This is a genomic window from Clostridium cochlearium (assembly GCF_900187165.1).
Taxonomy (GTDB): Bacteria; Bacillota; Clostridia; order Clostridiales; family Clostridiaceae; genus Clostridium_G; species Clostridium_G cochlearium.
This window is the reverse complement of sequence record NZ_LT906477.1, coordinates 1,464,799-1,479,919: the sequence shown is the minus strand read 5'-3', so window position 1 is coordinate 1,479,919 and position 15,121 is coordinate 1,464,799. Positions and strand designations below refer to the sequence as shown.

At 31.0% G+C, this 15,121-nt stretch carries 18 protein-coding genes; all 18 read left to right on the top strand.

What is annotated here, in order from left to right; genetic code table 11:
• Window positions 1-10: 10 nt before the first annotated feature.
• The 18 genes from CKV72_RS07355 to fliS all read left to right on the top strand — a co-directional run bounded on the left by CKV72_RS07355 (window position 11) and on the right by fliS (window position 14,850).
• Window positions 11-1,123: a protein-glutamate methylesterase/protein-glutamine glutaminase gene (locus tag CKV72_RS07355; protein ID WP_095177898.1), complete on the top strand. Its 1,113-nt coding sequence runs from the start codon at window positions 11-13 to the stop codon at window positions 1,121-1,123.
• Entirely contained in the window at window positions 1,104-1,871 is a 768-nt protein-coding gene (locus CKV72_RS07350) for a CheR family methyltransferase (RefSeq protein WP_095177897.1), read from the top strand. Before CKV72_RS07355 ends, CKV72_RS07350 begins: the two co-directional genes overlap by 20 nt.
• 12 nt (window positions 1,872-1,883) lie before the next feature.
• Window positions 1,884-4,286 (top strand): chemotaxis protein CheA, encoded by a 2,403-nt coding sequence (locus tag CKV72_RS07345; protein WP_095177896.1) that lies wholly within the window; start codon window positions 1,884-1,886, stop codon window positions 4,284-4,286.
• A 6-nt stretch (window positions 4,287-4,292) separates the two neighbouring features.
• Window positions 4,293-4,901: a chemotaxis protein CheC gene (locus tag CKV72_RS07340; RefSeq protein WP_168944008.1), complete on the top strand. Its 609-nt coding sequence runs from the start codon at window positions 4,293-4,295 to the stop codon at window positions 4,899-4,901.
• Between the two features lie 15 nt (window positions 4,902-4,916).
• Window positions 4,917-5,276, top strand: a complete 360-nt coding sequence (locus CKV72_RS07335) for a response regulator (protein ID WP_089866904.1) — start codon at window positions 4,917-4,919, stop codon at window positions 5,274-5,276.
• Window positions 5,277-5,344: 68 nt separating this feature from the next.
• On the top strand, window positions 5,345-5,749 hold the full coding sequence (locus tag CKV72_RS07330) for a chemotaxis protein CheW (protein ID WP_095177895.1): 405 nt from the start codon (window positions 5,345-5,347) through the stop codon (window positions 5,747-5,749).
• A gap of 16 nt (window positions 5,750-5,765) precedes the next feature.
• On the top strand, window positions 5,766-6,764 hold the full coding sequence (gene fliM / locus CKV72_RS07325) for a flagellar motor switch protein FliM (protein ID WP_089866909.1): 999 nt from the start codon (window positions 5,766-5,768) through the stop codon (window positions 6,762-6,764).
• Window positions 6,757-7,989 (top strand): flagellar motor switch phosphatase FliY, encoded by a 1,233-nt coding sequence (gene fliY, locus CKV72_RS07320; protein WP_095177894.1) that lies wholly within the window; start codon window positions 6,757-6,759, stop codon window positions 7,987-7,989. Before fliM ends, fliY begins: the two co-directional genes overlap by 8 nt.
• A gap of 65 nt (window positions 7,990-8,054) precedes the next feature.
• The gene (locus tag CKV72_RS12135) at window positions 8,055-8,231 is read left to right on the top strand and encodes a hypothetical protein (RefSeq protein WP_157726555.1); all 177 of its coding nucleotides are present in this window, start codon (window positions 8,055-8,057) and stop codon (window positions 8,229-8,231) included.
• Between the two features lie 586 nt (window positions 8,232-8,817).
• Entirely contained in the window at window positions 8,818-9,096 is a 279-nt protein-coding gene (gene flgM, locus CKV72_RS07310) for a flagellar biosynthesis anti-sigma factor FlgM (protein ID WP_157726554.1), read from the top strand.
• Between the two features lie 18 nt (window positions 9,097-9,114).
• Window positions 9,115-9,522, top strand: coding sequence for a flagellar protein FlgN (locus CKV72_RS07305; protein WP_095177892.1), 408 nt, complete (start codon window positions 9,115-9,117; stop codon window positions 9,520-9,522).
• 30 nt (window positions 9,523-9,552) lie between these two features.
• The gene (flgK, locus tag CKV72_RS07300) at window positions 9,553-11,352 is read left to right on the top strand and encodes a flagellar hook-associated protein FlgK (protein ID WP_095177891.1); all 1,800 of its coding nucleotides are present in this window, start codon (window positions 9,553-9,555) and stop codon (window positions 11,350-11,352) included.
• Window positions 11,353-11,364: 12 nt separating this feature from the next.
• Entirely contained in the window at window positions 11,365-12,681 is a 1,317-nt protein-coding gene (flgL, locus tag CKV72_RS07295) for a flagellar hook-associated protein FlgL (protein WP_095177890.1), read from the top strand.
• A 417-nt stretch (window positions 12,682-13,098) separates the two neighbouring features.
• On the top strand, window positions 13,099-13,536 hold the full coding sequence (gene fliW, locus CKV72_RS07290; protein ID WP_095177889.1) for a flagellar assembly protein FliW: 438 nt from the start codon (window positions 13,099-13,101) through the stop codon (window positions 13,534-13,536).
• A complete protein-coding gene (csrA, locus tag CKV72_RS07285; protein WP_095177888.1) occupies window positions 13,530-13,742 on the top strand; it encodes a carbon storage regulator CsrA in 213 nt (70 codons plus the stop codon). Before fliW ends, csrA begins: the two co-directional genes overlap by 7 nt.
• Window positions 13,743-13,767: 25 nt before the next feature.
• The gene (locus CKV72_RS07280; protein ID WP_095177887.1) at window positions 13,768-14,148 is read left to right on the top strand and encodes a flagellar protein FlaG; all 381 of its coding nucleotides are present in this window, start codon (window positions 13,768-13,770) and stop codon (window positions 14,146-14,148) included.
• 18 nt (window positions 14,149-14,166) lie between these two features.
• Complete coding sequence (locus CKV72_RS07275) at window positions 14,167-14,451, top strand: hypothetical protein (protein WP_095177886.1); 285 nt, start codon at window positions 14,167-14,169, stop codon at window positions 14,449-14,451.
• Window positions 14,452-14,463: 12 nt separating this feature from the next.
• Window positions 14,464-14,850: a flagellar export chaperone FliS gene (gene fliS, locus CKV72_RS07270; protein ID WP_095177885.1), complete on the top strand. Its 387-nt coding sequence runs from the start codon at window positions 14,464-14,466 to the stop codon at window positions 14,848-14,850.
• Window positions 14,851-15,121 lie beyond the last annotated feature (271 nt).

The following is a 15,121-nucleotide window of genomic DNA, read 5'->3' as shown; positions in this document are numbered from 1 at the left end:
TTGATATACGGTGAAAAAAATAAAAGTGTTAGTAGTAGATGATTCAGCTTTAATGAGAAAAATAATATCAGATATGATAAATTCACAAAGTAATATGGAAGTAATAGCAACAGCAAGAAATGGCAAGGATTTAATAGATAAAGTAGATGCACTAACACCAGATGTAATAACATTGGATGTGGAAATGCCTGTTATGGATGGTATGGAAGCATTAAAGGAGTTGCAGAATAAAAAAAATAATATACCAGTAATAGTACTTAGCAGTTTTTCTAAAAAATCCTCAGAATTAACTATGGAGTGCCTTGGAAATGGAGCTTTTGACTTTTTACCTAAGCCTTCTGGTGCAATATCATTGGATATTGATAAAGTAAAGGATGATTTAATAACTAAAATAAATTTAGCCTATAAAAAATGTGAATTTGGATGTTCACAAGAGGACATTAAAAATCATAGCAAAAAACTTATGGAAGCTAGAAAAGAGAATAAAAAAGAAGATAAACAAACAGTATTTAAAAATAATATAAGAAATAAAAAAATAGAAGCTGTAGCTATAGGTGCATCAACAGGAGGCCCAAAGGCACTTTATGAAGTAATAACAAAACTTCCCAAGGACTTGGGGGTGCCTGTATTTGTAGTACAGCATATGCCTGCAACCTTTACAAAAGCTTTTGCAGAGAGGTTAGATCGTAATAGTAATTTAAAGGTAGTAGAAGCAACTGAAGGAGAAATAATAAGAGAAAATGTAGTATATATTGCCCCAGGAGGATTTCACATGGAGGTAAATGGAAACAGAATATCTCTAAACAAAGAAGATCCTATATGGGGAGTAAGACCTGCAGTAGACAAGCTTTTCTTTTCCGTTGCAAAAGTTTATAAGGACAAATTATTAAGCATAGTACTAACAGGCATGGGACGAGATGGCGCAGAAGGTACAGTAGAAGTAAAGAAAAATGGAGGAATAACCATATCTGAAGATGAAGCTACCTGTACAATATATGGAATGCCTAAAGCAACATTTGAAACAGGCAAGGTAGATATTGTATTGCCAATACAGGAAATTTCAGATGCCATAATAAAAATAGTAAAGGGAAGTGGAGAAGGATATGGATTTAGAAAGATTTAAGGATTGGGTGTATAAAGAATTTAGAATAAATCTTCATGCGTACAAAGAAAATCAGTTACATAGAAGACTTCTAAGTCTTATGTCTAGAGTAGGTGCAAAAAGTGTAGATGAATATATAGATATATTAAAAAAAGATAAAGAACAAAGACAAAAGTTTTTAGATTTTATTACTATAAATGTAACGGAATTTTTTAGAAATCCTGAAATGTTTGAAGACTTAAAAGGAAAAATTAAAACTGAGCTACTTCCTGAAAACAAAAATTTAAAGATATGGAGTGCAGCCTGCTCTATTGGAGCAGAACCCTATTCACTAGGAATATTACTGGATGAATTAGCACCTTCAGGTAGACATACAATTCTTGCTACAGATCTAGATGAAAAAATATTGGAAAGAGCAAAGCAGGGCTTCTATACAGAAAATGATATAAAAAATGTAAAAAAAGATAGATTAGATAAATATTTTAAAAAGCATGGAGAATTTTATTTTATTGACGATAAAATAAAGGGAATGGTAAACTTTAAAAAACATGATTTAATTTTGGACAACTATGAAAAAAATTTTGATTTAATAGTATGTAGAAATGTAGTTATATACTTTAATCAAGATATAAAGGACAAAATATATGAAAAGTTTAATGAGTCCTTAAAAAAAGGTGGATTGCTTTTTGTAGGTGCTACTGAAAGTATTTACAATTATAAAAATTTCGGTTTTGATAAAGCCTCCACTTTTATATATAAGAAAGCATAAGGAGGTAAGCTTATGGATACGTCTCAATATATGTCAATGTTTTTAGAAGAGGCTATGGAAAACCTTCAAACTTTAAATGACTCCTTACTTGAATTAGAGCAGGATCCTGAGGATTCAGATAAATTAAATGAAATCTTTAGAATTGCTCACACCCTAAAGGGAATGTCAGCTACTATGGGATTTAATGAGATAGCTGAATTAACTCATAAAATGGAAGATGTATTATCAGAGTTTAGAGATGGTGAGCTAAAAGTAACAGAAAATGTTGTAACAGTTCTGTTTAAATGCTTAGATACTCTAGAACAAATGGTAAATAACATTGAAGATGATGTAGATGAGGAAATTTCCATAGAAGGTATAATATCTGAACTACAAGATATAAAAAATAGTAGTGGAAAAGAAGATATAAAAGAAAAAAATATAGAAGAAACTAAAAAACAGGAGCCAAAAGGAGAAATAGCATCAAATTCAGATTTTAAATTAAATGAATATGATAAAGATGTAATAAAACAGGCAAAAAGTAAGGGATATAATGCCTATACTATAAAAGTTATGCTAAGTGAAAATACTTTATTAAAATCTGCTAGAGCCTTTCTAATATTTAAAAATTTAGAAGATGTAGGGGAAATAGTTAAATCTGACCCTAGTACAGAGGATATAGAAAGTGAGAACTTTGAATTTGAAATCAATTTAGTGTATATTTCTAAAAAACAAGAACAAGAAGTTCTTAAGATTTTATCAGGTATTTCTGAAGTTGAACAAGTTGTAATTCATAAATTAGAAGAAAGCGAAGAAGAAAGCAGTGAGAGTTCTCAATTAGATTTAGACTTAAATGAATATGACATAAATGTAATAAAACAAGCACAGGATAGAGGCTTTGACTCCTATGCAATAAAAGTTATATTAAGTGAAAATACTTTATTAAAATCTGCTAGAGCCTTTTTAATATTTAAAAACTTAGAAGATGCAGGAGAAATAATAAAATCTACACCTAGTGTAGAGGATATAGAAAGTGAGAACTTTGAATTTGAAATCAATTTAATATATATTTCTAATAGAACTAAAGAAGAAATTTATGAAATTTTATCAAATATCTCTGAAGTTGAACACATTATGGTCGATAATGTAAATGTAAAGGAAGAAAGAGAAAAAATAATCAAAGCAGAAGAAAAGGCTATAGAAGTAAAAGAAAAGGTTAAAAAAGAGAAAAAAGAAAAAACAAAAGAAGAAGTAAAAAATGCGCCAAAAACTAAGGCTAAAGGCAAAAAAGAGCATCAATTTAAAAAACAGCATCAATCTGTAAGGGTAGACTTAGAAAGATTAGATAAATTTATGAATATGGTATCTGAACTAGTTATTCACAGAACTAGATTAGAACAAATAAGTCAAAACTACAAATCAATAGAGCTAAACGAAACATTAGAACAGGTAGCAAGAACCACTTCAGACTTACAAGATTTAGTTATGAAGATAAGAATGTTGCCACTAGATATTGTATTTAATAGATTCCCAAGACTTATAAGGGACCTTTCTGTGGAACTAAATAAAGAAATGGAACTTATAATAAAGGGACAGGATACAGAACTAGATAGAACAGTTATAGATGAAATAGGGGAACCATTAATTCACTTAATAAGAAATGCAGCAGACCACGGAATAGAACCAACAGAAGAAAGAATAAAAAAAGGAAAAGATCCCGTTGGTAAAATAAAACTTCTTGCGTACCAAGAAGGTACAAAAGCTGTTATAAAAGTTGAAGATGATGGTGGAGGTATAGATGTTGAAAAAATAAAAGCTAAAGCAGAAAGATTGAATATAAGTACAGAAGGTATGACAGATAATGACATAAGAAATCTTATATTTATGCAAGGTTTTAGCACTAATGAACAGGTAACAGATATTTCTGGTAGAGGGGTTGGAATGGATGTTGTAAAAACAAAAATAGCCTCTCTTGGTGGAAGTGTAGAAGTAATTAGCGAACATGATAAAGGATCTTCTTTTATAATTAGACTTCCATTAACACTACAAATAATACAAGCTCTTCTTGTAAAAGTAGGAGAAGAAACTATGGCTATATCCTTAGGATATATAGATAGAGTTATAGATTTTAAAGAAGACCTAGTAAAGAAAACAAATAATAAAGAAGTTATAATATATAACGAAAATGTAATACCTCTTATAAGACTTAATAAGAGACTAAACCTAGAAGAATCTAATAGCCAAAAGAAATATATTGTAATAGTTAAAATAGGTGAAAAGAATGTGGGACTACTTGTAGATTCACTATTAGGACAACAAGAAATAGTAATAAAACCACTAGGAAAAACATTACAAGGATTAAAAGAATACATAGGTGCTACCATATTGGGAGATGGCCTAGTAACTCTTATACTAGATGTTGGCTCTTTAGTTTAAGGAGGAATGTATATGACTGCATATTCAAATCTTACACCATTACAAATTGATGCATTAAAAGAAGTAGGAAATATAGGTACAGGCAATGCGGCAACAGCCCTATCTCAACTATTAAACAGAAAAATAGATATGTCTGTTCCAAATATAAATATAGTTTCTTTTGATGAAATATTTCATGGTATAGGAGAAGAAGAAATAGTTTATGGAGTACTTGTAAGAGTACTTGGAGATACTCCAGGAAATATATTGTTTGTATTTGAAAAAGATACAGCAAATAATATAATAGAAATATTAACAGGTACTAGAGAAACTGAATTATCAGAGTTGGGGAAATCTGTAATAGAGGAACTTGGAAATATAGTTTCTGCATCCTATATGAATGCAATAGCAAGATTTACAAATTTAACTATAATTCCATCAGTTCCAGCAGTAGCCTATGACATGCTAGGTGCAATTTTGTCCACAACATTTATAGAATCAGGACAATTTGATGACTATGTATTGGATATAGAAACTGTATTTTTAGAAGATGATTCAGAAATAAAAGGGCATTTTTACTATATACCAATGCCTGGTTCACTAGAAAAAATATTAAATTCATTAGGAGTAATGTAATTTGGAGGGAAAGAAATGGCTAAAGTATTAATTGTTGATGACGCTGCTTTTATGAGAATGATGATAAAAGATATATTAGAAAAAAATGGCTTCGAAGTAGTAGGTGAAGCAAATAACGGGATAAAAGCTGTAGAACTTTATAAAAAAGAAAAACCAGATGTAGTAACAATGGATATAACCATGCCTGATATGGATGGAATAGAGGCAGTAAAAGAAATAAAATCTATAGACCCAGATGCAAAAGTAATAATGTGTTCAGCTATGGGACAACAAACCATGGTAATGGATGCTATAAAAGCTGGGGCTAAAGACTTTATAGTAAAGCCTTTTCAACCAGACAGGGTATTAGAAGCAATAAAAAAAGTAGTAGGATAAAATTAAAGTAGAGATGGATTTTAAAGCTCTATCTCTACTATTAATTAAAAAAGGCTGGAGGTGAAAAAATGCAGATTGTAATTTTCAAATTAAAAGACGAACAATTTGCAGTAGAAACTGAAAAAATTGAAAGCATTAATGATACTATGGAAATAACAAAAGTGCCTAATGCACCAGCTTATATAAAAGGACTTATAAATCTTAGAGGTAATATAATATCATTATTAGACATCAATCTACTATTAGAAGCTGAAAATCATGAAAGTGAACAAGAAAATATAATAATACTAAAACTAGAAGAAGAATTAGTAGGAATTACTGTAGACAATGTAGATGAAGTAATAGATATAAAAGCTGATATGGTAGAAAAAGTAGATGAGGAAGGTAAAAAAGATTACATAAAAGGAGTTATAAACTTTAAGGATAGAATTGTAACATTAATAGATATAGATAAACTTCTTTTAAATCAGTAGGAAATGAGGGAAATATATGGGAGAAGTTCTATCTCAAAGTGAAATAGATGCCCTATTGGCAGCGGTTTCCTCAGGAGAGTTATCACCAGATGAAATGCCGAAGGAAGAAGAAAAACAAAAAGTTAAAGTATATGATTTTAGAAGTCCTCAAAAATTCTCTAAGGATCATGTAAGAACACTAGAACTAATTCATGATAATTATGCTAGAATAATGTCCAATTATTTAACAGCACATATGAGGAAAAATGTAAAAGCTAAAATAGAATCAGTACAACAAATAACTTATGAAGAATTTATACATTCGATTCCTAATCCAACAGTATTAACTGTGTTTAAAGCACCCCCTTTAAATGGATCGGTTTTATTTGAAACCAATCCTCAATTCATTTTTGAGGTTATGGATGTGCTTTTAGGAGGAAATGCAGATGGGCGTAAATATAAGCTTAGAGAATTTACTGATATAGATAAAAATATAATAAAGCAGATAAACGAAGGACTAATAGATGGAATAAAGCTTGCATGGGAGGATATAATGGAAGTATATCCTGAAATAGAAAGTATAGAAACAAACCCAGCTTTAAGCCAAACTTTAGCACCAAATGAACCCGTAGCCTTGATTACTTTTTCTGTGGATATGGGAGATAATAGTACCTTTGTAAATATCTGCATACCATATTTAAGTATAGAAAAAATATTAGATAGATTGGTTGTACAATATTGGTTCCAAGAAAACAATGAAGAAATCAGAGAAGAATCAAATAAAAAATTAAGAGATAGATTGAATATAGTAGAAACAGAACTTGTAGCAGTACTTGGAAATGCAAAAATAACAGTAGAAGAATTCTTAAAACTATCTCTAGGAGACGTTTTAATACTGGATAATGAAATAGATAAACCAATTAAAATAAATGTAGAAGATCAATTATACGCTTATGGGAAACCAGGAGTAGTTGGCAAAAATATGGGAATTGAAATACTAGATATATTAGATAAGGATGTGGAAAATTATGAATGATGGTTTTCTTTCACAAGATGAAATAGACTCTCTATTAAATGGAGCAAGTTCAGAGAGTGAAGAGTCTATTGAAGAAAATGAAGAAAGTATAGATAGTGCAGTGGAAGATGCAGATAATGGTGAACAACAAGACTTATCAGATTTAGAAAAAGACCTCTTAGGAGAAATAGGAAATATATCTATGGGATCTGCCTCTACAGCTCTTTCTAATATAATAAATCAACAGGTTAACATTACCACTCCTGTAGTTTCCGTAACTACTTTAAATAAGTTAAAAAACACCTTTGAAGTTCCCAACATTGCCCTAGAAGTAAAATATACCAGTGGAATATTAGGTGAAAACTTATTAGTTATGAAAATAACGGATGCTGCAGTAATTGCTAACCTTATGATGGGTGGAGATGGATTAGTCCAAGATGTAAGTTCCCTTTCTGAAATAGAAGTAAGTGCAGTTTCAGAAGCTATGAATCAAATGATAGGTTCTGCAGCCACTTCTATGGCTACTATGTTTGGCAGAGAAGTTAATATATCGCCTCCTGTATCAAATATATGGGACGACTTAACATCACCGCTATCACAAGGACTAGATGAAAATGAAGCCTTAGTTAAAGTATCCTTTAAACTTACCATAGGAACTTTAGTAGATAGCCAAATAATGCAGTTGTTGCCAATGGAAATGGCAAAGAAAATAGTGAAAATTATGATGGGAGAAGATGTACAAGAGGAGGTGGCACAAGAAACACCTCAAGCTGAAAAGCCACAGCAAGTACCAGACACTATTGGAGGTGATAAAGTGCCAAAGACACAAGAAAGACCACAAATAGAACAACAACCAACTTATACCGAGCCAAGCCCTAGCTATGCGGCTCCAAAAGAAACACCAGTGGTACATGAAAAGCCTATAGAAGTACAAGAGGCAGTATTTCAACCTCTACAACAAACTACAAAAAGACAAGAGTTACCAAATAATATAGACTTAATAATGGATGTACCATTAGACATATCTGTAGTACTTGGAAGAACTAAGCTTAATATAAAAGAAATATTAAATTTAGGTACAGGCTCTCTAATAGAACTTGATAAATTAGCAGAAGAACCTGTAGAAATACTAGTAAACGGCAAACCAGTAGCCTTTGGAGAAGTTGTAGTTATAGACGAAAACTTTGGTGTAAGAATAACAGATATAGTAAATAGTGTGGACAGGATTAAGTCATTAGGAAAGTAGGAAAAAAAGTAACGGAAAACCGTTACTTTTTTTAATGAACAATTATTTCAGAGGACATAGGACAATTGACAGAGGACATAGGACAATTGACAGAGGACATAGGACAATTGACAGAGGACATAGGACAATTGACAGAGGACATAGGACAATTGACAGAGGACATAGGACAATTGACAGAGGACAATGAAAGAGGATTTTCTTCCACTACGTTACAGAAAATCTTATATTGTAGATATAATTGAAAATGGAAAGTGGAGAATGGAGAATTAAGGATATTTTTCTTTGTTGCACTCAGAAAAATTTTAATTTTATTTGATTTGTTAAAGATAGTTTGTTCTATGGAAAACTCGTTCAGCAAAGCTGAACATCGAAGATATCTTAGATTTAGTTAATATAAAAATTAGTTAATATAAAAAAGGTTTAGTTTTAACTAAACCCAGAGATCTTATAAAATTAAAAACTTTTCGTAACGACAGTGGAGAAAAGATGTCAATCATCTTCCACTTTCCATTCTCAATTTTCAATTTTAAAGAAGTGGAGAAAAAATATCAATAATTATTCATTGTTCATTGTTAGTTGTTCATTATTAGTTGTTCATTATTAGCTGTCGGCTTGCGACACAATCGCTAATTTAACAATATATAATTAAAAACTTTTCGTAATGTTAATGGAGAAAAGATATCAATCATTGTCCTCTGTCCTCTGTCAATTGTCAAATGAATTTGAGGTTTTTTTATTTTAATTCTTAATTTTTTATAATACATGCCGATAATAAGGTTAAGTATGAAATAAGTATAAAATGTTTGAGAAACAAGGAGTGTAATGAGTATGAAAATAGGTGGAGTAGGTTCTAATAGTGCAATAAATAGCTATGACAGAAACAAAAACACCCTTGATAATAAAAAAGTTAGTAATAACAAGAAACAGGATTCTATAGAAATATCTTCTTTAGGTAAGAGCTTGAGTAAGTATTCTATAGAAGAGGGTAAGATAAACTCAAAGGAAAGAGTGGAAACTATAAGACAGGAGATATCTAAGGGCACTTACAATATAAATTCAAGATATATAGCTCAAGGGTTAATTGATGCAATGAAAGGTAGAATTTAATGTTGTGGAGGTGAAAGTTTGGTTTCGGAATTAAACAGTGTAATTTTAGAAGAAATAAAGGCCTTTGAAGAATTACTAGAAGCACTAGATAAACAACATGAATACATTGTGAAAAATGATGTTTTTAAAATGGAGAGCATAGTAGATGAAATAGAAGAAAAGAGTAAAAACATAGCTAAGTGGGAAATGGATAGAAGGAAAATCACAAAGGGACGTGCTATGTCAGAGATAATAAGAGAATGTAAAGATGAAGAACTAGAAAATAACTACAGAAAAGCTAGAAAATTAGTAGAAGAATTAAACTTACAAAAGGATACTAATGAAACACTATTAAAACAGGGAATAGTATATGCAAATAAAATGCTTCAAATAATAAATCCAAATAGGGAAGCTAAAACCTATAGTGCCTATGGAAAAATGAAGTAAAAATCACGCAAAGTTTGGAGGTAAAAAACAATGTCAGGTTTATTTGGAACCCTACATGTAGGAAAAAGTGGAATTTTTGCAAATCAAAGATCCATTGATGTAACTTCTCACAATATAGCTAATGCAAATACAGAAGGATATTCAAGACAGAGAGCAGAATTGCAAACAGAAAGACCATTTTGTACTCCTTCTATGAATAACGCAGCAGGAGCAGGACAATTAGGTAGAGGAGTAAATGTTGCAGATATAAACAGAATAAGGGATACTTTCCTAGACTACCAAGTAAGAATAGAGCTAGGAGTTCAAGGTAAGTACGCTGGAAGACATAAATTTTTAAATGAAATAGAAAATATATTTAACGAACCTAGTGAAACAGGTATATCGACCCTTTTAGGAAATTTCTTTGATGGATGGCAAGAATTATCAAAGCAACCTCATAGTTCTAATGCAAGAACCGTAGTAGCAGAACAATCAAAGGCTTTAACAGATGAATTAAACCATTTATATGGACAACTACATAAATTAAAAGATAATGCTAAAACATCTATAAGACAGGATCTAAATGATGTAAACTCAATTTTAGACCAAATGGAAAGATTAAACGAAGAAATAATCCAAGTAACAGCAGCAGGACAAAAGCCTAACGACTTATTAGACAGAAGAGACCTTTTACTAGATAAGTTAAGCTCTAAATTTGGTATTAACATAGAGAAAAAAGGTTTAAATGGAATAGATGTTAACACCAAAGGGGATGCAGGAGCAGAACCACCAGATGGGCTAAATCTTATACAAATGGTAAAGCCTGAGGAGGCGTTAAGGTTTGCTTATATAAGTAGCATAAGTCCTGCTAAAGCACCAGAATTAGGGAAAACAAAAACTTATACCATAACTTATTACAAAAATGCAGATATGACCAATGATGATAATAAAGTTACTTTTAAAATAGAACTTGGAAAAGATGAATATGATGCATTGGATAAGTCTAGAACTTTATGGACCAATAAGGATGGAGAAGCGATATTGGTTGATGATAATAATAAAGTGATAGGAAAAGTTGATAAGGATGGAAATCTTGTAGGTGAAAAAGGTATAGCGACTCCTACAGATCCTAAAATTCCTAGATTCCAACCTAGCACGGGTAATCTAAATGGATATATGTCTGTTCAAGATGATATAGACAATCAAATAGAGCAATTAGATAAATTAGCAAGAACTTTAGCATATGCAGTAAATGCTGTGCATAGCCAAAGTCAAGATAACTTAAAGGATGAACTTCTATTCTTTGTAAATAAAGATAAAACAGGAGAAGAAGGAGAAAAAGAAATAACAGCTAGAAACATAACTGTTAATGAAGAAATTTTAAAAGATGTTATGAAAATAAAAGTAGGTAGAGGAGATAAACCAGGAGAAACAGATGGAACTAGAGCTTTAGCTATTGCAAATATAATGGATAAACTTATAGCAATACAAAACTTGGATTTATCAAAGGGCAGACAAGAGGCTTTAAATGCTATAGGTGGAGATTGGACACAAGATGAGGCAGAGATATGGACTATAAAAGGAAATACTGATGGTATGACTTTTGGAGGTTACTTTAAGGACATGGTAGACAGACTTGGAGTTCAAACTCAAGAAGCTAAGAGAATGGTTAAGAACCAACACAGTGTGCTTGCAAGTTTCCAACAGTCAAGAGATGCAGTATCAGGTGTATCCCTAGATGAAGAAATGACAAATTTAATACAGTTTCAACATGCTTATCAGGCAAATGCTAAACTTATATCCACAGTGGATGAACTACTAGATGTAGTAGTAAACGGATTGAAAAGATAGGAGGAAAAATAGATGAGAGTAACTAATAGAATGCTTGCAAATAATTTCTTAACAGACATGACTACTAACTTAAATAATTTGCAAACATTGCAACAACAACTTACTTCTGGAAAAGAAATAAGAAGACCCTCAGATGACCCACTAAAGGTAGCAAGAGCAATGCAATTGCATTCAGAAATAGGTGCAAATAAACAATATAACGAAAACATAAAGGACACCCTTAGCTGGTTAGAACAAACAGACACAGCTCTAGGACAATTGGGAGATCAAACTCATAGAATAAGAGAGCTTTTAGTATCTGCAGGAAATGTAGCCTATGGAACAGATGAAAGAAAGAAAATAAATGATGAAGTTAAAGAAATAATAGGACAAATGTCTCAAACCCTAAATGCAAGCTTTGATGGAAGATTTATATTTGGAGGAACTAGAGGAACAGCTAAGCCGGTGAATGTAATTAATAATAAATTAGTTTATGCAGATAGATTTGGGAATGAAATGACTGATGTAGTAGAAGTAACTAAAGTAGGTGACTGGAACAATGGAAAAGTAAAATTTGAAGATATTGACAGTGGAAGTAAATTTGAAATAACATTAGGCACTATTGACACTACAAAGGGTATAGATGATTTAGTTAAAAATATAAATGATAAAATAGATGGAGATGCAGATAAACCAGGAGAATTGAAGGGCAAATTAAAAGCTGAAGTAGTAGAAGTTAACGGTAAAAGTTATATAGAGTTTACATCATTAGGAAAGGATACTAATATAAAGATAGAGAGTACTACTGTTTCAGATATGAAAAGCATAGAAGGTAAGAAGGTGCCATCTGATAGATCACTTGATGAAAAAAAACAAAATATAAGAGAAACACAGATGATGGGAGAAAAACTAGTAACAGAAATTTCTCAAGGAGTTAGAATAGAATATAATACAACTGCAGTAGATGTTATAGAATTTAAAGATAACAAAGGAAAGGATAGAGATTTAAGAGAAATATTAGAAGATATAGTAGCTCATTTAGACTCACCTGATTCTGATGCAGATGCTGTAAAGAAAATAACTAATGAAGATTTAGCAGCTCTAGATGCAGTTATGGATAATATTTTAAAATTAAGATCCCAAGTAGGGGCAAAGGGAAACAGAATGGAAAGTGCTCTAGAAAAGAATAAAGAAGAGAACTTTAACTTAACAGAAATACTATCTAAAACAGAAGACATAGACCTTACAGAAAAAACCATGGAATATGCAGTAGCCATATCAGTTTACATGGCATCACTACAAACTAGTGCAAGAGTTCTTCAACCAACTCTTATGGACTACGTGAGATAGAGCAGTGAATAACTTTAACTAATGAACTTTTTCAGAGGACAGAGGACAGAGGACAATTGACAGAGGACATAGGACAGTGAAGGGGGATTTTCTTCCACTACGTTACAGAAAATCTTAAATTTTATTTGATTTGTTAAAGATAGTTGTTCTATGGAAAACTCGTTCAGCGAAGCAGAACATTGAAGATATCTTAGATTTAGTTAATATAAAAATTAGTTAATATAAAAAAGGTTTAGTTTTAACTAAACCCAGAAATCTTATAAAATTAAAAACTTTTCGTAACGACAGTGGAGAAAAGTTATCATTCATTGTCCTCTGTCCTCTGTCAATTGTCAAATGTAACAAAGTGGAGAAAAGTTATCAATCATTGTCCTCTGTCCTCTGTCCTCTGTCAAATGAACCGAAGGTGGTGCGCTTATGAAATTAGATACAAAACATCATGGAATTATAGATTATGAAGAAAAAGACATAATAAGTTTTAAAAAAGGATTGCCGGGATTTGAGCATTTAAAAAAATTTATAGTGTATTCTGTAGAGGAAAATAATATATTTAGTATACTTCAATCTATAGAAGAATGTGGTATAGGTATACCTGTTTTATCTCCTTTTACTGTATGTAAAGATTATGAAGTTAAATTAACAGATGATCAAATAAGTAGTTTGAAGATAAAGTCAGAAAAGGATGTATGGATATTAAATACTGTTACTATAAGTTCAGACTATAAAGAAATAACTACTAATTTAAGAGCTCCTATAGTTATAAATATAAAAGAAGGAATTGGGGAACAAATAATATTAAAAAATGAAGATTATAAAATAAAACACCCAATCTTTCAGGAGGAGAATAGATGCTAGTAATTGGAAGAAAAAAAGGTCAATCTGTAATTATAGGTGATGATATAGAAGTAACGGTAGTAAAAGTGGAAGATGGAGCTGTAAAGCTTGCAATTAATGCTCCAAAGGAAGTAACCATACTGAGAAAAGAGCTTGTAGAAGAAATACAACAAGAAAATAAAAAGGCAGCTAGTGTAGACTTTACCATTTTAAATAAATTAAAATAATTTAATAAATAAGAGAGGTGTTAGCATGGAAGTTAATATAGTGAGTCAAGGAAGACACACAGCTACTCTTAATGGTAATGGAGTGGATAGTTTAGAGGTTGTAGTACCACAATCTTCTGTATCAGAGGTGAATATTCCAAAAGGAGAAAGTAGAGAAGGCTTAACAAAAGATAAAGACTATACATTAGATGAAGTAAAAAAGGCGGCAGATAAATTAAATAAATTGTTTGAAGATAAATCTACTTATGTAGAGTATGAAGTATATGGAAAATCCAAAAGTATAACTATAAAAATATTGGATCATAAAACAAAGGAAGTTGTAAAGGAAATCCCCCCAAAAAAGCTTATAGATATGGTGGACAAACTTTGTGAACTAGCAGGTGTATTTTTGGATAAAAAGGCCTAAAATCATAGAGGTGATGTTATGGAATTTAAATTGAACAAAATAGACACAGAGTTAAGACAACAGGTTCAAGATTCCACAAAAGAAGGGCTTATACACAGAAAAAAAGAAATAATTATAAATAAGGATTTACAAGAAGAAAATAAACAAAAATTTCAGCAAAGTTTAAAAAAGCATTCTAAAAAAGATGCTAAAAGGCTTTCTGTAGAGGCAGAAAAAGTAGAAGAAGTAACAGTAGAAGCTTTTATGGATAAGGATTCAAAAAAAGAAACTTCCAGGGGAAGATTTTTAGACATTAAAAGGTAGGTGTAAATAAGAATGTATGCAAATAATGCGTATAATGCATATAAAACAAATAGTGTAAACTATGCTTCTAAAGAACAGCTTTTATTAATGGTAGTAGATGGAGCAGTTAAATTTTCTAAAATAGCAAAACAGGGAATAGAAGAAAAGGATATAAAAAAAGCTCATGAAAATATAATAAAAACTCAAAATATTTTCTACGAACTAATGGCAACACTAGATGTAGAAAAAGGTGGAGAATGGGCAGAAAACTTAATGAAAATATATGATTTCATAATTCAAAGATTAGTACAAGCAAATATAAAAAAAGATGTAAAAATAATGGACGAGATTATACCAATAATAGAAGACATAAGAGACACTTGGCATGAGGCATATAAGATTTCTAAAAATGCTAAGTAACAACTTGGTACAGAGGACAATTGACATAGGACAATTGACATAGGACAATGAAGGAAGATTTTCTTCCACTACGTTACAGAAAATCTTAAATTTTATTTGATTTGTTAAAGATAGTTGTTCTATGGAAAACTCGTTCAGCGAAGCAGAACATCGAAGATATATTAGATTTATCTAATATAAAAAAGGTTTAGTTTTAACTAAACCCAAAGATCTTATAAAATTAAAAACTTTTCGTAACGACAGTGGAGAAAAGTTATCATTCATTGTCCTC